Annotated in this window: 18 protein-coding genes and 1 other annotated feature; of the genes, 14 read left to right on the top strand and 4 right to left on the bottom strand. The window is 36.4% G+C overall.

Annotated features, from left to right (window positions below):
* The first annotated feature begins 77 nt into the window (after positions 1–77).
* From DN392_RS06170 to DN392_RS06140, 7 genes are all read left to right on the top strand, one after another.
* A complete protein-coding gene (locus DN392_RS06170; RefSeq protein WP_000028707.1) occupies positions 78–812 on the top strand; it encodes a lipase family protein in 735 nt (244 codons plus the stop codon).
* Between the two features lie 29 nt (positions 813–841).
* Positions 842–1,714, top strand: a complete 873-nt coding sequence (locus tag DN392_RS06165) for an NAD-dependent epimerase/dehydratase family protein (RefSeq protein WP_000486168.1) — start codon at positions 842–844, stop codon at positions 1,712–1,714.
* A 53-nt stretch (positions 1,715–1,767) separates the two neighbouring features.
* Entirely contained in the window at positions 1,768–1,944 is a 177-nt protein-coding gene (locus tag DN392_RS06160; RefSeq protein WP_001003337.1) for a ComZ family protein, read from the top strand.
* 231 nt (positions 1,945–2,175) lie between these two features.
* Positions 2,176–3,108: a beta-ketoacyl-ACP synthase III gene (gene fabH / locus DN392_RS06155; protein WP_001100551.1), complete on the top strand. Its 933-nt coding sequence runs from the start codon at positions 2,176–2,178 to the stop codon at positions 3,106–3,108.
* A 31-nt stretch (positions 3,109–3,139) separates the two neighbouring features.
* Positions 3,140–4,378, top strand: a complete 1,239-nt coding sequence (fabF, locus tag DN392_RS06150) for a beta-ketoacyl-ACP synthase II (protein ID WP_000412643.1) — start codon at positions 3,140–3,142, stop codon at positions 4,376–4,378.
* A gap of 106 nt (positions 4,379–4,484) precedes the next feature.
* Positions 4,485–5,273, top strand: coding sequence for a DUF2268 domain-containing putative Zn-dependent protease (locus tag DN392_RS06145; protein WP_064449375.1), 789 nt, complete (start codon positions 4,485–4,487; stop codon positions 5,271–5,273).
* A 143-nt stretch (positions 5,274–5,416) separates the two neighbouring features.
* A complete protein-coding gene (locus DN392_RS06140) occupies positions 5,417–6,163 on the top strand; it encodes a YjbA family protein (RefSeq protein ID WP_000966116.1) in 747 nt (248 codons plus the stop codon).
* Positions 6,164–6,319: 156 nt separating this feature from the next.
* Here DN392_RS06140 and trpS read toward each other — a convergent pair whose 3' ends face one another.
* Both trpS and DN392_RS06130 read right to left on the bottom strand, forming a co-directional pair.
* Positions 6,320–7,309, bottom strand: coding sequence for a tryptophan--tRNA ligase (gene trpS, locus DN392_RS06135; protein WP_000110999.1), 990 nt, complete (start codon positions 7,307–7,309; stop codon positions 6,320–6,322).
* 74 nt (positions 7,310–7,383) lie between these two features.
* Positions 7,384–7,600: a binding site (T-box leader), on the bottom strand.
* A 105-nt stretch (positions 7,601–7,705) separates the two neighbouring features.
* Positions 7,706–8,086, bottom strand: a complete 381-nt coding sequence (locus DN392_RS06130) for a DUF3899 domain-containing protein (RefSeq protein WP_001045005.1) — start codon at positions 8,084–8,086, stop codon at positions 7,706–7,708.
* Positions 8,087–8,405: 319 nt separating this feature from the next.
* Here DN392_RS06130 and DN392_RS06120 point away from each other — a divergent pair, with 319 nt between their 5' ends.
* The 5 genes from DN392_RS06120 (at position 8,406) to DN392_RS06100 (ending at position 14,097) form a co-directional block, all read left to right on the top strand.
* The gene (locus DN392_RS06120) at positions 8,406–10,037 is read left to right on the top strand and encodes a peptide ABC transporter substrate-binding protein (RefSeq protein WP_000727226.1); all 1,632 of its coding nucleotides are present in this window, start codon (positions 8,406–8,408) and stop codon (positions 10,035–10,037) included.
* A 127-nt stretch (positions 10,038–10,164) separates the two neighbouring features.
* Complete coding sequence (opp3b, locus tag DN392_RS06115) at positions 10,165–11,094, top strand: oligopeptide ABC transporter permease (RefSeq protein WP_000534165.1); 930 nt, start codon at positions 10,165–10,167, stop codon at positions 11,092–11,094.
* Positions 11,091–12,107: an oligopeptide ABC transporter permease gene (gene opp3C / locus DN392_RS06110; RefSeq protein WP_000974096.1), complete on the top strand. Its 1,017-nt coding sequence runs from the start codon at positions 11,091–11,093 to the stop codon at positions 12,105–12,107. Before opp3b ends, opp3C begins: the two co-directional genes overlap by 4 nt.
* Before the next feature lie 18 nt (positions 12,108–12,125).
* Entirely contained in the window at positions 12,126–13,169 is a 1,044-nt protein-coding gene (locus DN392_RS06105) for an ABC transporter ATP-binding protein (protein ID WP_000854346.1), read from the top strand.
* Positions 13,162–14,097, top strand: coding sequence for an ABC transporter ATP-binding protein (locus DN392_RS06100; RefSeq protein WP_000166340.1), 936 nt, complete (start codon positions 13,162–13,164; stop codon positions 14,095–14,097). Before DN392_RS06105 ends, DN392_RS06100 begins: the two co-directional genes overlap by 8 nt.
* A 145-nt stretch (positions 14,098–14,242) precedes the next feature.
* Here the strand turns inward: DN392_RS06100 and DN392_RS06095 are convergent, their stop codons facing one another.
* Positions 14,243–15,688 carry an MATE family efflux transporter gene (locus DN392_RS06095; RefSeq protein ID WP_002108704.1) on the bottom strand — a complete coding sequence of 482 codons (1,446 nt, stop codon included), beginning with the start codon at positions 15,686–15,688 and terminating at the stop codon, positions 14,243–14,245.
* A gap of 351 nt (positions 15,689–16,039) precedes the next feature.
* Between DN392_RS06095 and DN392_RS06090 the strand changes: the two genes are divergently transcribed.
* The gene (locus DN392_RS06090) at positions 16,040–17,686 is read left to right on the top strand and encodes a peptide ABC transporter substrate-binding protein (RefSeq protein WP_000727246.1); all 1,647 of its coding nucleotides are present in this window, start codon (positions 16,040–16,042) and stop codon (positions 17,684–17,686) included.
* A 27-nt stretch (positions 17,687–17,713) separates the two neighbouring features.
* Here DN392_RS06090 and DN392_RS06085 read toward each other — a convergent pair whose 3' ends face one another.
* The gene (locus DN392_RS06085) at positions 17,714–17,917 is read right to left on the bottom strand and encodes a hypothetical protein (protein WP_000559978.1); all 204 of its coding nucleotides are present in this window, start codon (positions 17,915–17,917) and stop codon (positions 17,714–17,716) included.
* Between the two features lie 594 nt (positions 17,918–18,511).
* Here DN392_RS06085 and spx point away from each other — a divergent pair.
* Positions 18,512–18,907 carry a transcriptional regulator Spx gene (spx, locus tag DN392_RS06080; RefSeq protein WP_000258267.1) on the top strand — a complete coding sequence of 132 codons (396 nt, stop codon included), beginning with the start codon at positions 18,512–18,514 and terminating at the stop codon, positions 18,905–18,907.
* Positions 18,908–18,955 lie beyond the last annotated feature (48 nt).

Here is an 18,955-nt window from a genome sequence, read left to right as displayed (position 1 = left end):
TTCAACGCAAATTTGCATTCCGTTCATACATTATAGAAGAGTACTTTTATACGTTTAGAAAATAAGGCGGGGGAAAAATGAGTATTACGGAACGTTTTTTTTATTTAGAAAAAGAACCATGTGTCATTTATTTACCGGAGAAGCCAAATGGATTTTCTGTTATGCTTCTCGGTGATTATAACTACTTTATTGAGAATGGTACAAGTTTATGGACACAGCATGCAGGTAGATCTTATTTTTTACATGGCCTTATTGAGGAAGGCTACACGGTCTTTTCCTCTAATTTATACGGAAGACATTGGGGAAACGACCAATCTGTTCGTCTAGCAAAACGTTTATATGATGTTGTTTTGAGAAAAGAGACATTAAATGCGAAAATGCACATTATGGCAGATGGTATGGGTGCACTTGTAGCACTTGAAATGATGAACAAATACCCTGAATGTATACGCTCTGTCGTTATGTTAAATCCGTGTTTAGATTTACCAGAATATGTGGAGTTTGAAAAAGAGCATAAGTTTTTTTACAAAAGATTAGTGAAGGAATTAAGTTTGGCGTATGATTCCAAAGAAGAAGAATTAGAATCCAAAATAAATAAGAAATCATTTACGCTTCTTCCGTCTTGTGTACCTGTTAAAGTTTTCGTATCAACACAAGAAAAAAGAGGAAGAAAACAGTTGTTACGTAAATATGAGAAAATGAGGCAATTCAATCAATGCGATACTTCTGTCTTATTCCATCTGCAAGATGTGAAATATAAAATGGTTAGGCAAACGACTGATTTCTTTAAAAAATATGAAGAAGAATTGTGAAGCTCCCATATACATAAATGAGGAGCTATTTGTTTCAAGGAGAAAGGGTTGGTGGTATGGAGCGCGTGCTAATTATAGGTGCACTTACGTTTGTAGGTTATCACCTTGTGAATAAAATGATTGCAGAAGAAGTAGAAGTGTACGGTCTTGATTTTGATGAATTCGAGAATATGACAAAAATTAATGAAGAGAAGTTATTGTTGATTGGACGAAATGCGTTATTTACGTATTATTCGATAAGAGATGAAGATGGATGGAGATCAGTAGAAGGAGAGAAGTTCGATACGGTTTACTTTTGCTTGTATGAGCCAAATCAACAAAGTGGTTTTCGGAATGAAAGAGTTATATTACAGTATTTAAAGCGGATTATAAGAATGTGTGCAGAGCAGAAAGTGAAGTTAAATCTAATTTCTTCTATTGAAGTAGGAAACGCAGATGAATCTGAAAATAAACGTTTATTTTTGAAAGTGGAAGAAGGATTGAAAAAAGGAGAGGCACCATATAGTGTATTTCGAGTTCCTACATTATATGGGCCATGGCAACCATCTTTTATGATGTATCATCAGCTCATTTTATCAGAACTGGATGAGAAAGAGTGCTATTATGCGAGTGAGGAAAATGGAAGTGATCTATTGTACGTGGAAGATGTATGTGAATACTTATGGGAAAATGGAATGAACGAGGAGCATCTCGGCATATACAATTTACTTAGTGGTAAAAAGTCATTATGGAAAATAGGTATGAACCTTTTACGTGCAACGGATAAAGTGAATAAAAAGAATGAGGAAGAACGAAATGATGCTGTCGAGGTTATTTCGATAAAAAGAAATACCCCGTTAGAATACGGTTTAAATAAACAATTGGCACATATGAAAAAATATAAAGAGTTATACGAAGGATAGCGAGCGTGTTACACTATGTATGTGAAAGTTTTAATGGAGAGGAAGAACATAATATGAATGAGAAAAGCATGCAATTTTTACAAATCGCAATGAAGCATTTACCAGAAGCAAAGGCCATCTTAGATTCGAATGGAATTGCGCTTGATATGGAGAAAGCACAACCAGTATTAGAGTTATTGATGAAAGTTATGAACGAAGCATATGAGCTTGGGAAAGCAGATAAAGAATAAAATTTTCTTTTTTGGAAGGGAAGAGAGGCTCGAACCGTGGATAGAAGCGGTTCGGGCCTTTTTATATTTCAAAAGAAACAGGAAAGGTATGTTTCTGTTTCTTTTAATAAACAATAAAGTGAATAATGCTGGATTTATGGTTTAGCTGAAATATATTCTAGACAAAAATACATTTATGTTTTAAAATTAGTACCAAGTCATAATAATTGATATAAAACGGAGGGCTGCGATGTGAACGTGGGCATTTTAGGGATCGGAAGATATGTGCCAGAAAAAGTAGTCACAAATCACGATTTAGAGAAAATCGTAGATACATCTGATGAATGGATTCGTACGAGAACGGGAATTGCAGAAAGACGCATTGCCGATGATACAATAGATACTTCATATATGGCGGTAGAGGCTTCTAAAAAAGCACTTGAAGATGCCGGGATTAGCGGAGAGGATATCGATCTGATTTTAGTGGCAACAGTAACACCAGATCGCGCATTCCCAGCAGTAGCTTGTGTCATTCAAGAAGCCATTGGCGCAAAACACGCAGCCGCAATGGATTTAAGTGCAGCGTGCGCTGGTTTTATGTACGGAATGATTACAGCGCAGCAATTTATTCAAACGGGAACTTATAAAAATGTATTAGTAGTTGGTAGTGATAAACTATCTAAAATTGTAGACTGGAATGATCGAAATACAGCAGTACTATTTGGAGACGGAGCTGGTGCAATCGTAATGGGGGCTGTTTCAGAAGGAAGAGGCGTTCTATCTTTCGAATTAGGAGCAGACGGAAGCGGCGGTAAGCATCTTTATCAAGACGAGTATGTTATGATGAACGGCAGAGAAGTCTTTAAATTTGCTGTTCGCCAACTTGGTGATTCCTGTCTTCGCGTGTTAGAAAAAGCGGGACTTACGAAAGAGGATGTGGATTTTTTAGTACCACATCAAGCGAATATTCGTATTATGGAATCTGCAAGAGAGAGATTAAATTTACCACAAGAAAAAATGAGTATGACAATTGAAAAGTTTGGTAATACATCAGCTTCTTCAATTCCAATTGCAATGGTAGAGGAATTGCAAAATGGACGTATTCAAGATGGTGATTTAATTATACTTGTTGGTTTCGGCGGCGGATTAACATGGGGAGCAGTTGCTCTTCGTTGGGGTAAATAAGGACTGAGAGAAAAAAAGGAGTGTATTTTGTATGGAGAAAAAGAGGGTCGTAATTACAGGACTAGGAGCTGTTACACCGATCGGAACAGATGTTGAAACAGCGTGGGAAAACATTAAAAAGGGTGTATCTGGAATCGGACGACTTACAAGAATTGATCCGGAACTGTTTCCAGCAAAAGTAGCAGCAGAAATTAACGACTTTGAAGTCGAGAAATATATTGATAAAAAAGAAGCGCGCCGTATGGATCGCTTTACACAATATGCAGTAGCAGCAGCGAAAATGGCAGTTGCAGATGCAAAGCTTGAAATTACAGAAGAAAACGGACCTCGAATTGGTGTATGGATTGGTTCTGGTATTGGCGGTATGGAAACATACGAAGAACAATTTAAGATTTTTACTGAGAAAGGTCCGCGCCGCGTGAGCCCATTCTTCGTACCGATGATGATTCCAGATATGGCAGCAGGTCAAGTATCGATCGCAACAGGAGCAAAAGGAATTAACACTTGTTCTGTAACGGCTTGTGCATCTGGTGCAAACTCAATTGGTGATGCATTTAAAGCAATTCAGCGTGGTGATGCTGATGCGATGATAACAGGCGGAGCTGAAGCGCCGTTAACAAGTATGGCATTTGCAGGATTTAGTTCAGCGAAAGCATTAACATTTAATGAAGATCCAGCAACAGCTTGCCGTCCGTTTGATAAAAACCGTAGTGGTTTCGTAATGGGTGAAGGTTCAGGTATTTTAATTCTTGAAGAATTAGAGCACGCATTAGCTCGTGGTGCTCACATTTATGCGGAAATCGCTGGTTACGGTGCAACTGGTGATGCATTCCATATTACAATGCCGGCTCCTGGCGGTGAAGGCGGCGTGCGTGCAATGCGTCAAGCTTTAGCAGATGCAGGTCTACAGCCAGAAGATATTGATTACATTAATGCGCACGGTACAAGTACGGATGCGAATGAAAAGTATGAAACGATGGCAATTAAAGAAACGTTCGGTGAGCATGCGTACAAAGTAGCAATTAGCTCAACGAAATCAATGACAGGTCACTTATTAGGAGCAGCTGGTGCTGTTGAAGCGATCTTCTCAATTAAATCAATTACAGACGGAGTAATCCCTCCAACAATTAACTATGAAACACCAGATCCAGAATGTGACTTAGATTACGTACCGAATAAAGCGAGACAACAAGAAGTAAATGCAGTATTAAGTAACTCACTAGGATTCGGTGGTCATAACGCAGTATTAGTATTTAAATCGTATAAATAATAGATGAGATAAGGAGTTTTTTCGCACTATATTGCGAAAAAACTCCTTATTTATTTTTACGCCTTTTTCTCCTTTTGCATATACATAAGAAAAAGGAGGGATAAAGATGGGGATTGTTGAAACTGCTGAGTGGTTACATCTATATTATGGACGGCCAGAAAAGCTGTGTGAAAAGTTTACGAAGTATATCCCGCTGCCAAAAGAAAGGTTGTATCGCTTTTTAATTTCTAAAGGTATGTATCGCCCTGTTATGCGAGGAGAACGAGAAATTAAAGAGTTAGAGAAAAAGGAAGTTTGGAAAGAGTTACGTACGGAGTATGAGAAACTAAAAAATTGGTTAAAAGGTCCGGATGTCCCTGTCTTTATTTTATTATCAGATTCATATAATCGAACTATACAAGAAGAGTATAACGGTAGAGCTGGATTATCTATGCGTCACGTTATTTTCTTATTCGTATGTGGACGGAATTCGGTGGAAGAATTAAAGGTGTTATTGGCGCATGAATATCATCACATATGCAGGTTACATCAAATTGAGACGAAAGAAACAGAATATACATTACTTGATACGATGATTATGGAAGGGCTAGCTGAGCAAGCGGTAACGGAAAGATATTCAGAAAAAAACAATGCACCGTGGACGACGTATCTTTCAAAAGAAGAGGCTATTTATTATTGGAAAAATGTTGTACATGAAAGAATAAGTATAAAACGAGGAACAAGGGAGCACGACATCTTATTAAATGGATTTCACTCTTATCCGAAGATGCTTGGTTATGCGCTTGGATTTCATATTGTCAAAGATTGTGTAACATTGGAAGGAGAAGATACACTTTCTTTATTATCTATAGATGCAAAAGAAATATTGAATAAAGCAAATACATTTCATATATAAAAAACAGGAGCTCTATTTCCTGTTTTTTTTAGTATTAATAGAAGAAAAAATAATAATTAGAATATATTTCCTTAGGTGGAATAAAGTTAAGAAAAATTGAACATAATGATTGATACAAACAGTAGTGAAGTGAGGGGTAGTGAATGTTATATCTACATGATGTATGGGTAAATTGGTTTGAAGGTGAAGAGAATGGGTATAACGTTTGTCATTTTTACGAATGGCGGAAAGATGATACGATTGAGCTATTAGATCAAGTGCCATTATTAAAAGTAGATGCCACATTATATCATTACATCGAGGACGAATTGTTAGAGCTTCCGCAAAAATTGTTGGAAGACGTACATCATAAGGCATATATTCGTAAAAATCATGAACGTTTGCAGCAGGAGTATTGCTTTGTTGTTACAGATGGAAAAGGAATTATTGCGATCGACACAATTGGTTACAATGTACCAATTCGAAAGAGCAGACTTATACCGCGCCAAGAGCAGATGGTATATGAGATGGTAGAAAATGTACAAGCAGAAAAGTATGAGTTCCAAGTAGAAGAAATGGAAAAAGAACATCATATTTTATCACCATCACCTTTCATTATGAATGGCTTAACTCGTAAAGAAAGACAGCTGAAACAATTATTATTTATGGCGTTAGATCAATTACATACAACGAAAAACACAGCAGAAATTCGCTATTGGTTCACAGAGTGGGATCCATCAGCATACGGAATGGTTCAACATATGGAATTTGAAGATATTTGGGCTAAACTGTATGATGAAGCGAAAACAGGCTGGTCTGAGAAGCACGAACAATTATGTGAACGTCTCGTAAAAGGACAGCCATTTTTTGAAAAGTTATGGGAAATGGAAAACGAGCAAAAGGTAAATTAAAAAACCGCCAATTGGCGGTTTTTTTAATTTGTTGTAACTTAGCTCCGGCGGCAAGAATGTTCGGTGACTTCGCGCCTTCCTGCGAGGCAAAAAACGCCTCTACGTCAGGAGCTCCATCCCCCTCACATTCTAAGCGAGCCGCTTCCGCTTTTTACATTACCTACGTTTTCTACTTAGTCCCATTGCGTTTTCTACTTTGCGTAGTTGTTTGAATGCAACGCGGTTTGCTTTTTCTGCACCTTTGTCTAGAATTTCGTCTAGTTCTGGTGAGTTGATTAGTTCGTTATATTTGTCTTGGATTGGACGAATTGCTTCTACGACTACCTGTGCTAGGTCGCCTTTGAAGTCGCCGTATCCTTTTCCTTCGTACATTGCTTCGATTTCTTCAACTGTTTTTCCAGAGAATGAAGAGTAGATTGTTAATAAGTTAGAGATGCCAGGTTTGTTTTCTTTATCAAATTTCACGATACCTTCAGAATCAGTTACAGCACTTTTAATTTTCTTTTCAATTGTTTTTGGTTCATCAAGCATACTGATCATTGCTTTTGGATTCGGATCAGATTTGCTCATTTTTTTCGTAGGTTCTGTTAATGACATAACGCGAGCTCCTACTTTTGGAATACGAATTTCAGGGACAGTGAACACTTCACGGAAGCGTTTGTTGAAACGCTCTGCTAGGTCGCGTGTTAATTCCATATGTTGTTTTTGATCATCACCAACAGGTACAATTTCAGTGTTGTAAAGTAAAATATCAGCAGCCATTAATGGTGGATACGTTAGTAATCCAGCTGGAACTGAATCTCTACCAGAAGATTTATCTTTATATTGCGTCATACGCTCTAATTCTCCAACGTAAGCAACTGATTGCATAATCCATCCTAGTTGAGCGTGTGCTGGTACTTCTGATTGTACAAATAAAGTAGCTTTTTCAGGATCGATGCCACATGCTACATAAAGTGCAGCAAGACTGCGAATGTTTTTACGAAGTTGTACGGGATCTTGAGGTACTGTAATCGCATGTTGGTTTACAATACAGAAATAACAGTCGTGTTCATTTTGAAGCTCTGTAAATTGCTTCATAGCTCCTAAATAGTTTCCAAGTGTAATCGTTCCACTCGGCTGAATACCAGAAAAGATAACTGACATAAGTAATTCCTCCTAAATTTGAATGCGTGATGGGGAAGAGAAGGCAAACAAAAAAGCCCATTCATCCCAAAAACTATAGGGACGAATGGACCGCGGTACCACCCTAATTATTTCACTACTGTGAAATCTCTCTAATCCATAATAACGTTTGGATATAACGCCAAAGCCTACTACTTTCGGTTCGGTTTGGTGCTCAAAAGCCCATTCCATACTGCGCAATTACTTGTTCACACCAGCCACAAGCTCTCTGAAATTGCCTCAATATGTACTCTTCTTTATCATCGCATACATATAAATTTATTTATTGTTACCTAAGCTCTTTTAATATGAAAGAACTAAAGTTTTATAACAAAATGTTTTGCTGATTATTATATCATATGGGATAGTGTTTGCAAACTACATCAAAATAGTAAAACTAATGAGGGTCGAGAACAACCCAAGAACGATACCGGTAATGCAAATTGGATACGTCCATTTGAATGAATATGTTTTATAAATACGTTCTTTCTTATCGGCAGGTTCCTCTACTTCTTCAATTAAAGACTCAATTTTTTTGTTCGTACCAAATACTCTTTGGAAGGCGTAAATTGTTACGTTAAAAAATCCATTTTGAAATATGAATAAAAAACCGCCTATAAGAATAAAAAATAGTGCGACATAAAACGATATATTGACAAAATTCAACAAAAATTGCGATGAAACGAGGAATGCGCCAATACTAGAAGCGATTATCGCTATGGAAATTAGTATACAAGTATGAAAAAAAACTTTATTCAAAATGTTCCCCTCCGTCAAAATATTACTAGAATTATTATACTATAAAAGCTATAATATGTACTAGAATTAATTTTTTGAAAATTATACGCAATTAAAGGTCTGATTTCAAGATGATGGTAGCAATGTTAACGTATCCCTTTACAAAAAAATAAAAAAATAAACATTTTATTAAAAATTTTAACAAAAAAACAAAAAACTATATTCACAATTGTTATATTATATGTATAATGAAAATTGTAGAAACTTGGAGATTATTCTTTCAATTCTACATTTTTACAAGTGAGGGTACAGGAAGTGCAATTAGGGGAGGCAACACAACATGAAGAAAAAGATACCGTTATTACTTGCATCGACGTTGACTGTCAGTATGTTAGGAGCTTGTAGTTACCAAAAAGAGGATAATAAAGCAGGCGCAAAAGAAAAATCCTCAAACAAGCAAGTGTTAAATCTAACCGAGACAGCTGAAATCCCAACTATGGATACGACGTTATCAACAGATGCAGCATCTTCTAACATCATGAATAACACAATGGAAGGATTATATCGTCTGGGGAAAGACGATAAGCTTGTTCCAGGTGTCGCTAAATCTTATGAGAAATCAGAAGATGGCAAAAAGTATGTATTTAAGTTACGTGAAGATGCGAAATGGTCTAATGGTGAACCTGTAACAGCGAAAGACTTCGTTTATTCTTGGCGAAGAGCTGTAGATTCAAACACGGGTGCCAAGTTTGCTTACATACTATTTGATGTTAAAAATGCGGAGAAAGTTAACAAAAAAGAATTACCAGTTGAAGAACTTGGTGTAAAGGCAATTGATGATCATACACTTGAAGTGGAATTAGATAACCCTGTTCCTTATTTTGTAAGTTTAACAGTCTATCCAACATTGTATCCTTTGAATGAGAAGTTTGTAACAGAACAAGGAGCAAAATTTGGATTAGAATCCAATACGACACTTTATAATGGTCCATTCGTATTAAATGAATGGAAGCATGAACAAAGTTTCCAACTTAAGAAAAATCCAACGTATTGGGAAAATAAAGAAGTAAAACTTGAGGAAATAAACTTCAATATTGTTAAGGATCGTTCAACTGCTATAAATTTATATGAAACGAAAGCCATTGATCGTGTAGTCTTAACATCAGAGTTTGTAGACAAATACAAATCAGATGCTGACTTTAAAACGATTAAGAGACCATCTACACAATTTATTCGCTTAAATGAAAAGAATAAATTTTTAGCAAATAAAAATATCCGAAAAGCAATTGCAATGTCCTTTGAGCGTGAAAATATCGGGAAAGTTATCTTAAACGATGGTTCAGAGGGGATATATGGTTTTGTTCCGAAAGGCTTAGCAAAAGGTCCGAATGGAAAAGACTTCCGTGAAGAAAACGGAAAGCTTATCAAAGAGGATATTAAAGAAGCTCAAAAATACTGGGAAGCTGGTAAAAAAGAACTTGGTGTAGACAAAGTAGAGTTAGAGCTATTAAACTTTGATACTGATGATGCTAAAAAAATCGGAGAGTATTTAAAAGGCCAATTTGAAAAGAACTTACCAGGTTTAACAGTTTCAACAAAAATGCAGCCATTTGCACAAAAATTAAAACTTGAAGCAAGTGGAGATTACGCAATGTCATACGCGGGATGGAGTCCAGATTATATGGATCCAATGTCATTCCTTGAAATGTATACGACAGGTAATGCGCAAAACAAAGTAAATTACGCAAATGCAGCGTATGATGATTTAATTAAAAAAGCGAAAACAGAAGTTGATGTACAAGCTCGCTGGGATGCATTATTACAAGCAGAAAAACAACTGCTTGAAGATGCAGCGATTGCTCCAGTATATCAACCAGGAAAAGCTTATTTACAACGTGGCTCAATTACTGGCCTATTAGAACATAAATATGGCGGAGAATTTAGCTATAAGTGGGTTGAACTAAAAAACTAAAAATGGTTTCCATCATGAATAAGGGTATATGCCTATGATGGGCATATGCTCTTATTTTAAAAAAATAAAAGTAAGAATATTTTAAACTATCTTATTGCTTTTGAGAAAAACGGGGAGGTGCTTGACTATGGGACGTTATGTATTAAAACGTTTCGTGTACATGGCTTTGACATTATTTTTAATTACTACACTGACTTTCTTTTTGATGAAATTACTTCCGGGTTCTCCGCTTAAAAACCAGGAGAAACTATCACCGGCACAAAAAGAAATCATTCTTGAAAAATATGGCTTAAATGATCCAGTACCAGTTCAATATGCACGTTACTTAGGTAACTTAGCAAAAGGTGATTTAGGGGTATCATTCCAATATGATAACCGTCCAGTAACAGATATGATTGTGGATCGCATTGGACCATCAGCACAACTTGGTTTACAAGCGATTATATTAGGAACATTTATCGGTTTAATTTTAGGAATCGTTGCGGCACTTCGTAACAATACGTGGGTCGATTATGGGGCGACAATTATTTCCGTACTCGGGATGTCGGTACCATCGTTCGTATTCGCCGCATTACTACAATATTTCGTAGGGGTAAAACTTGGGTGGTTCCCAGTAGCATTCTGGAAAGGACCAGAGTTTACCGTAATGCCTACAATCGCTTTATCGATGGCAGTTATCGCAACAATCGCACGTTTTGCTCGTGCAGAGTTAATTGAAGTTATGCAAGCTGATTACATTTTAACAGCGAAAGCGAAAGGAATTAGCCAAGGTGTTATCATTATTAAACACGCACTTCGTAACGCGTTAATTCCAGTAGTAACAATTTTAGGACCAATGGTTGCAGGTTTAATTACAGGGACATTAGTTATTGAGCAAATTTATGCTGTACCAGGACTAGGGGAACAGTTCGTTAAATCTATTACAGTGAATGACTATACAGTTATTATGGGAACTACAATTTTCTATAGTGCGATTTTCATCTTAGTTATTTTCATTGTCGATATTTTATACGGAATTATTGATCCTCGTATTCGTTTAGCGGGAGGGAAAAAATGATGAAAGATGTACAAAAATTATCTCCAGATTTATTTCAACAAGCCAATCAAAATAATGTTGATAATGAAGTCATTGCCCGTCCAAGCTTAACGTTTTGGCAAGATGTAAGAAGACGTTTGTTCCAACATAAAGGAGCAATGTTCGGTTTCGTTTTATTAGCGCTTATTATATTACTAGCAATCTTAGGACCGATGGTAAGTAAGCATTCTTATAAAGAGCAAGACTTAGGTCGTGCGAAATTACCACCGAAAATTCCTGTTATTGAAAATGTTCATTGGCTACCATTTGACGGTACAGATCAATATGGTGTTGACCAATATGAAAAACGTGATATTAAAGAGTATTTCTGGTTTGGTACAGATGATCTTGGCCGCGATTTATGGACAAGAACATGGGAAGGTACGCGTGTATCATTATATATCGCTCTTTTAGCAGCGGCGATTGACTTAGTAATTGGGGTTGCTTATGGAGGTATTTCAGCGTTCTATGGCGGTAGAGTAGATAATATTATGCAACGTGTTATGGAGATTATTAACGGTATTCCATACTTAATCATCGTTATTTTAATGGTAATCATTATGGGATCTGGTATATGGTCAATTACACTAGCAATGGCGATTACAGGTTGGATAGGGATGTCACGTATCGTTCGTGGACAAATCCTGAAATTAAAAAATCAAGAATATGTATTAGCATCTCGTACATTAGGTGCAACAAATACACAATTAATTGTAAAACACTTAATCCCGAACGTAATGGGACCAATTATCGTAATGACAATGTTTACAATTCCAACAGCAGTGTTTGGTGAGGCGTTCTTAAGCTTCATCGGTTTAGGTATTCAGCCACCATTCGCATCACTTGGTTCTCTTGTAAACGATGGTTATAAATCAATTCAAACGTATCCACATATGATGTTCATCCCAGCGGTTGTCATCAGTATGTTAATCTTAGCATTCAACTTAATGGCAGACGGATTACGCGACGCGTTAGATCCAAAAATGCGTAAGTAAAAGAGGGGAGAAGTAAAAATGAAAACATTGCTAGAGGTAAAAGATTTGCAAGTCTCCTTTGATACACATGCAGGTGAAGTACAAGCTGTACGCGGTGTTACTTTTGATTTGAAAAAAGGAGAAACATTAGCGATTGTAGGAGAATCTGGTTCTGGTAAATCAGTTACTTCTAAAGCGTTAATGGGATTAATTCCGAATCCTCCAGGGCGTATTAAAAACGGTGAAATCGTATTTGAAGGTCGTGACTTAACGAAACTGACAGAAAAAGAAATGCAGCAAGTGCGCGGGAAAGATATCGCGATGATTTTCCAAGATCCAATGACATCATTAAATCCAACGATGACAATTGGGAATCAAATTATGGAAGGTCTTATTAAACACCAAGGGATGAGTAAAGCAGACGCACGTAAAGTTGCGTTAGAATTAATCGACCTTGTAGGTATTCCGAATCCAGAAGCGCGTTTAAAACAATATCCTCACCAATTCTCAGGTGGTATGAGACAGCGTGTAGTTATTGCGATGGCGTTAGCTTGTAACCCGAAATTATTAATTGCCGATGAGCCGACAACAGCGCTAGACGTTACAATTCAGGCGCAAATTTTAGAGCTTATGAAGGACATTCAGCAAAAAACAGAAGCGGCAATCATTTTCATTACACATGACTTAGGTGTAGTGGCAAACGTTGCGGACCGCGTAGCAGTTATGTACGCAGGTAAAGTTGTTGAAATTGGAACGGTTGATGAAATTTTCTACAATCCAAAACATCCATACACTTGGGGCTTAATCGCATCTATGCCAAGTTTAGATGGTTCAGAAGAAGAGTTATACGCAATCCCTGGAACGCCTCCAGATTTATTAAAGCCGCCAAAGGGAGATGCTTTTGCACCACGTAATCCACAGGCATTGAAAATTGATTTTGAAATGGACCCACCTTTATTTAAAGTAAGTGATACACACTATGCGGCAACTTGGTTACTTCACGAGCAAGCTCCAGAAGTAAAACCACCGGCAGTCGTTGAAAAACGCATTCTTCAAATGAAAGCAGGTGAACAACATGACTAAACAACGTGAGAAATTAATTGAAGTAAAAAATGTAAAACAGCACTTCGACGTGAGTGGTGGTGTTGTCAAAGCGGTTAATGATATTTCATTTGATATTTACCGCGGAGAAACATTTGGTCTTGTAGGAGAATCAGGTTGTGGTAAATCGACAACTGGAAGAACGATTATTCGTTTATATGATGCAACTGCTGGTGAAGTGTTGTTCGATGGTGAAAATGTACATGGTAAAAAATCACGTGCAGAGCTGAAGAAATTCAACCGTAAAATGCAAATGATTTTCCAAGATCCATATGCATCATTAAACCCTCGTATGACAGTAGGGGATATTATTGCAGAAGGTATTGATATTCACGGACTAGCAAAAGGTAAAAAAGAGCGTATGGACCGTGTTCATGAATTATTAATCACAGTTGGTTTAAATAAAGAGCACGCAAACCGTTTCCCGCATGAATTCTCAGGTGGACAACGTCAACGTATCGGTATCGCCCGCGCACTTGCTGTAGAGCCTGAATTTATCATTGCCGATGAGCCAATCTCAGCACTTGACGTATCAATCCAGGCGCAAGTTGTAAACTTACTGAAAAAGTTACAAAAGGAAAAAGGTTTAACATACTTATTCATTGCCCATGATTTATCAATGGTAAAATACATTAGTGACCGCATTGGCGTAATGTACCGTGGTCAAATCGTTGAGCTAACAACAAGTGAAGAGTTATATGCGAATCCAATTCATCCATATACGAAATCACTATTATCAGCAATTCCGCTTCCAGATCCAGATTATGAGCGCAATCGTAAACGTATCGTATACGATCCATCTCAGCATGATTATGCTAGTGAAGCACCGACAATGCGTGAAATTCGCCCAGGACATTTCGTACTATGCTCTGAAGCAGAGTATAAGAAATATAAAGAGATTTATCAATAATAAAAAAGCCAATCTTCCGTTATGGAAGATTGGCTTTTTTCTACTATATAAAAGAGTTGTCAACATTTCTCGGTAAGTCGATTTATTTAAAGCATCGCTCATATAAGTTTCATTTACTAAAGACTACACCTTAATCAAACGAGTATTATTGCGCCTGAACAGAAACAATCTCTTCTTTTTCTTCAGGTTTAACAAGTGCATAACGCTCCCACGCTCTACTTTTCCAGCGGAAGAACATAATAATGGCACGTGTCCATTCATCGATAGCAATGGCTAGCCAAATACCAACGAGCCCCATATCTAAATGGAAGGCGAAAAAATAACCGAGTGGTAAACTCATTAACACCATAGAGAATGCGCCGATTAAAACAGGATATTTTGCATCACCAGCTGCACGAAGTGAATTGATAATAACGATGTTCATCGTGCGTCCCGTTTCAAGTAGTATACTTAGTAAAAGAACTGATGCACCTAATGTAATAATGTGCGGATTATCTGTAAATAGTCCCATTAATTGTGTGCGGAATGTAATAACGAGAGCGACCATACATAAAGTGACGCCAATTGCCCATTTCACACTTTTCCATACGCGTTCATATGCTTCATCTTTTTCACCACCGCCAACGAGGCGCCCGATAATAATTGCTGTTCCCATACCGATTGCAATAGCGAATAAATAAGTGAACATAGAAATATTCGTAGCGTATTGTCTAGCCGCTAATGATTCCGTTCCTAAGTACGTTGCATAATACAGAAAGACAATTTGGCAAGCTTGATACATAACTTGCTCAAATGCAGAGGGAATCCCGATTTTTAAAATTTTCCCGATGTATTCTTTTGATAAGGTGAAGTAATATTGTATTTTCACACGGTATTCCATAACGCGGTACAGTAACCAGAAGAAAACGATAAGAGCGATTAATCTGCTGACAGCAGAAGAAATGGCAGCCCCTTGTACACCGAGTTCTGGGAAACCAAATTTCCCGAAAATGAGTACATAGTTTCCAGCGATATGAATAATATTCATTCCAAGTGAAATAAACATCGCTTGCTTTGTGAAGCCGTGTACGCGGATAATTGCGGCTAATGAATTAATAATAGCTTGAAGGAAAATAGCTCCCCCGACGATGGATAAATAGTTTTGTGCATACATGAGTACATCGCCTTGTAAGTTCATTGCCATCATCATATGTTTTGAAAATAAAAGAAAACCAGCGCTTATAACGAGTCCGACCACTAAATTTAATGTGACGGCTAAAGCTGATATTTTAGATGCTTCCATAAAACGTTTGGAACCGAGGTATTGAGATACGACGATAGCTGCGCCGTTCCCGATGACTTCTAGTACCAAAATAGCGATATGGAGATATTGATTCGCTGCACCAACCCCAGATACAGCATCGTCTGATAATGCACTTAACATGAAAGTATCAGCGATCCCCATTAACATAAATAGAAAAACTTCTAGAAAAATAGGCCATGTTAATAAGAATAAACTTAATTTCTCTGTTGGCCCGTTTTTTGCCTGAATTGCTGTCATGTCCGTCCCCTCTTTACCGATATCTATTTTTAGCAAGGTGTATCGTAACATACTTTCTTATCCTTTGCACCCATTTGAGCCTACATATTTTTAATATGAAGGGCCTGCAATTTTATGTTAAAAAGAGAAGGATAATTATGCACAAAATATTATGAAATATAAAATTTATTTTTCTCTGATAATTTAGAAAAATATAAAAATAGTTATTATCGACACTTTAGCGAGGGGAAATAGTAATATAAAACGTTTACATGGATACATTTTTTAACAGAAAATTTTAATAAAATAGAAATATAAATATACAAAAAATATATTTGTGTGTATAATATGAATTATTAGAACATATATATATTTCTTTCTGTTTGGAAATGAAAGGGCTAACATTTTTTGGAGGGTGGAAGTATGAAAAAAAAGATACCAGTTTTTGTAGCATCAACAGTAGCAATGAGCATGATGTTAGGGGCATGTAGCTATCAAAAAGATGAACCGCAAGCGAACGCAAAAGGGGATAGCGGGAAAAGCGGTGCGAAGCAAGTTATTAATCTGACAGAAGTGTCTGAAATTCCGACAATGGATACAACACTTGCCTCGGATGCTGCTTCTTCAAAAGTTATGAATAATACAATGGAAGGGCTATATCGACTTGGGAAAGGCGATAAGTTAGTTCCAGGTGTAGCGAAATCTCATACGAAATCTGAAGATGGTAAAAAATATACATTTAAATTGCGTGAAGACGCTAAATGGTCGAATGGTGATCCTGTAACAGCAAAAGATTTTGTATATGCATGGCAAAGAGCTGTTAACCCGGATACGGCAGCGAAATCAGGATATATTATGTTAGATGTGAAAAATGCAGAGAAAATTAATAAAAGAGAGCTATCACCGGATCAATTAGGTGTAAAAGCGATAGATGATTATACATTAGAAGTTGAATTGGATAACCCAGTTCCATATTTTCTTGATTTAACGGTGTATCCACTATTTTTCCCATTAAATGAGAAGTATATGAAAGAACAGGGAGAAAAATTTGGTTTGGAAGCAAATACAACGTTGTATAACGGTCCATTTGTATTAAATGAATGGAAGCATGAACAAAGTTTCCAACTAAAGAAAAATCCAGGTTATTGGGATCAAAAAGAAGTGAAATTAGAAGAAGTTAATTTTAATGTTGTAAAAGATACAGGAGCAGCTGTTAATTTATATAATACGAATGCGATTGACAGAGTTGGTTTATCAGCGGAATTAGTTGATAAGTATAAAGGGCAAAAAGATTTTAAAACAATTAATGATCCAACTGTGTTCTTCTTGCGTTTTAATCAAAAAAATCCAGCGTTAGCTAACAAAAATATTCGTAAGGCTATTTCTAGTGCATACGATCGAGATGGTATTGGTGAGGTTATTTTAAACAATGGTTCTAAGGGAGCTTATGGTTTAGTACCATCTGATTTTGTTAAGGGACCAGATAAGCAGGATTTCAGAAAAGAAAATGGAAAACTTTCAAAAGTAGATGTGAAGGAAGCTAAAAAATTCTGGGAAGCAGGAAAGAAAGAATTAGGTAAGGATAAAATAGAACTAGAATTTTTAAACTTTGATAATGAAGAATCTAAGAAAATTGGTGAGTATGTAAAGGGAGAATTAGAAAAGAATTTACCAGGTCTAACAGTAACGATTAAGATGCAACCATTTGCACAAAAATTAAAACTTGAAGATAGTGGACAGTTTGATATTTCATTTACTGGATGGGGACCTGATTTCCCTGATGCAATCACATTCCTTGATATGTTTATAACAGATGGTTCACAAAATAAAATGAGTTATTCTAATGCCCAGTATGATGGCCTTATTAAAAAGGCAAAGCAAGAAGGTTCAGATGTAAAAGGACGTTGGAATGACCTGTTAAAAGCGGAAAAAATCTTATTTGAGGATGCAGCAATTGCACCAGTATTCCAACGAGGTAGATCTATATTAGAAAGAGAAACAATTAAAGATGTATATATCCACAAATATGGCGGCGAATTAAGCTTTAAGTGGGCATCTGTAGAAAAATAAAAAAAGCAGGCTAACCGCCTGCTTTTTTTAATACGTACGTTTCTTATAAATACCTTTCCCGCCAACTTGGTTCCAGCCGGATTGGACATCCAAGCTTTTATTAACAAACTTCATTTTTTCTTTTCCGCCAAAGAGTTTTTCACCAATGCTATTTGTAATGACACCAATCAATGCTGTGATTCCGATGATGAGGGCAGCAACAGTGACAAAATCAATAAAAAAAGCAATCATTTGCAAATTCCCCCTTTGCCTGTCTGTATGTTTATTGTATGAGATAAAAGATAAAAAAGAAAGAAATGTCAGAAAAATAATTGATTTATTTTAGAAATCGTATAGACATGGATGAGGATGTTTGTTAAAATAAGAACAAGTGTTCCTTTTGATTCTCACTTTTATAGTCTTACATTTCTTAATTGATTTATGAAGAAAAGGTAAGAAAACGTTCTCTTTTTCATAGAGAAGATTATGGGGAAATAACTGTATATCACATGAAAAATCTATGACAAGCCAGTATTAAGAGGGTTGAAGGTTATTGTTAAATTACAGCTGAAGTGAGTTTGATCATGTTACATAGCAGTGGAATACACGGAAGAGTTTTCTCAATTAGAAGGAAATTTACTGTATATTTCTTGCAAAATCTATTGTATAATGATTATAGAAGTTACTTATTAAAAGTAATTGTTGTTTGCTCAAAGTTGTTGCTTACATGAAATGAGATTTTTTGCACTTTGTTATAAGACAAGGTATCGTAAAAAATTGCTGAATTTAGAAATTTAAACTGTAATTAGTACAGAATTTGTACTCTTTAAGGAGAGTGAGCTTTGTATGGTAACATTATATAGTTCTCCAAGCTGTACGTCTTGTAGAAAGGCGAAATTATGGCTAGAGGAAAATCATATTCCTTATACAGAACGTAATATTTTCTCAGATCCATTAACGATTGAGGAAATTAAAGAGATTTTACGTATGACAGAAAGCGGAACGGATGAGATTATTTCTACTCGTTCGAAAGTTTTCCAAGAATTAAATGTAAACTTAGAGTCTTTACCACTTCAAGATTTATATAAGATGATTCGTGACTATCCAGGGATTTTACGTCGTCCAATTATGATTGACGAGAAGCGCCTTCAAGTAGGTTACAATGAAGACGAAATCCGCCGTTTCTTACCACGTACAGTAAGAACGTTTCAATTACGTGAAGCACAGCGTCTTGTAAATTAATTATAATAACATGAAAACCTTCTACCTATTATATAGTAGAAGGTTTTT

It is taken from the genome of Bacillus sp. BB51/4 (assembly GCF_008368845.1).
GTDB classification, from domain to species: domain Bacteria; phylum Bacillota; class Bacilli; order Bacillales; family Bacillaceae_G; genus Bacillus_A; species Bacillus_A wiedmannii.
Note: the sequence above shows the minus strand (reverse complement) of the source record. Positions and strands in the feature narration are given on the sequence as shown.

Excerpts from the sequence above, each read along its gene's own strand:
- fabF (WP_000412643.1), top strand. The coding sequence starts at position 3,140 with ATGGAGAAAAAGAGGGTCGTAATTACAGGACTAGGAGCTGTTACACCG.
- DN392_RS06095 (WP_002108704.1), bottom strand. The coding sequence starts at position 15,688 with ATGTTACGATACACCTTGCTAAAAATAGATATCGGTAAAGAGGGGACG.
- DN392_RS06105 (WP_000854346.1), top strand. The coding sequence starts at position 12,126 with ATGAAAACATTGCTAGAGGTAAAAGATTTGCAAGTCTCCTTTGATACA.
- opp3C (WP_000974096.1), top strand. The coding sequence starts at position 11,091 with ATGATGAAAGATGTACAAAAATTATCTCCAGATTTATTTCAACAAGCC.
- DN392_RS06085 (WP_000559978.1), bottom strand. The coding sequence starts at position 17,917 with ATGATTGCTTTTTTTATTGATTTTGTCACTGTTGCTGCCCTCATCATC.
- DN392_RS06120 (WP_000727226.1), top strand. The coding sequence starts at position 8,406 with ATGAAGAAAAAGATACCGTTATTACTTGCATCGACGTTGACTGTCAGT.
- DN392_RS06140 (WP_000966116.1), top strand. The coding sequence starts at position 5,417 with ATGTTATATCTACATGATGTATGGGTAAATTGGTTTGAAGGTGAAGAG.
- opp3b (WP_000534165.1), top strand. The coding sequence starts at position 10,165 with ATGGGACGTTATGTATTAAAACGTTTCGTGTACATGGCTTTGACATTA.
- DN392_RS06160 (WP_001003337.1), top strand. The coding sequence starts at position 1,768 with ATGAATGAGAAAAGCATGCAATTTTTACAAATCGCAATGAAGCATTTA.
- DN392_RS06090 (WP_000727246.1), top strand. The coding sequence starts at position 16,040 with ATGAAAAAAAAGATACCAGTTTTTGTAGCATCAACAGTAGCAATGAGC.
- DN392_RS06170 (WP_000028707.1), top strand. The coding sequence starts at position 78 with ATGAGTATTACGGAACGTTTTTTTTATTTAGAAAAAGAACCATGTGTC.
- DN392_RS06145 (WP_064449375.1), top strand. The coding sequence starts at position 4,485 with ATGGGGATTGTTGAAACTGCTGAGTGGTTACATCTATATTATGGACGG.
- spx (WP_000258267.1), top strand. The coding sequence starts at position 18,512 with ATGGTAACATTATATAGTTCTCCAAGCTGTACGTCTTGTAGAAAGGCG.
- trpS (WP_000110999.1), bottom strand. The coding sequence starts at position 7,309 with ATGTCAGTTATCTTTTCTGGTATTCAGCCGAGTGGAACGATTACACTT.
- DN392_RS06100 (WP_000166340.1), top strand. The coding sequence starts at position 13,162 with ATGACTAAACAACGTGAGAAATTAATTGAAGTAAAAAATGTAAAACAG.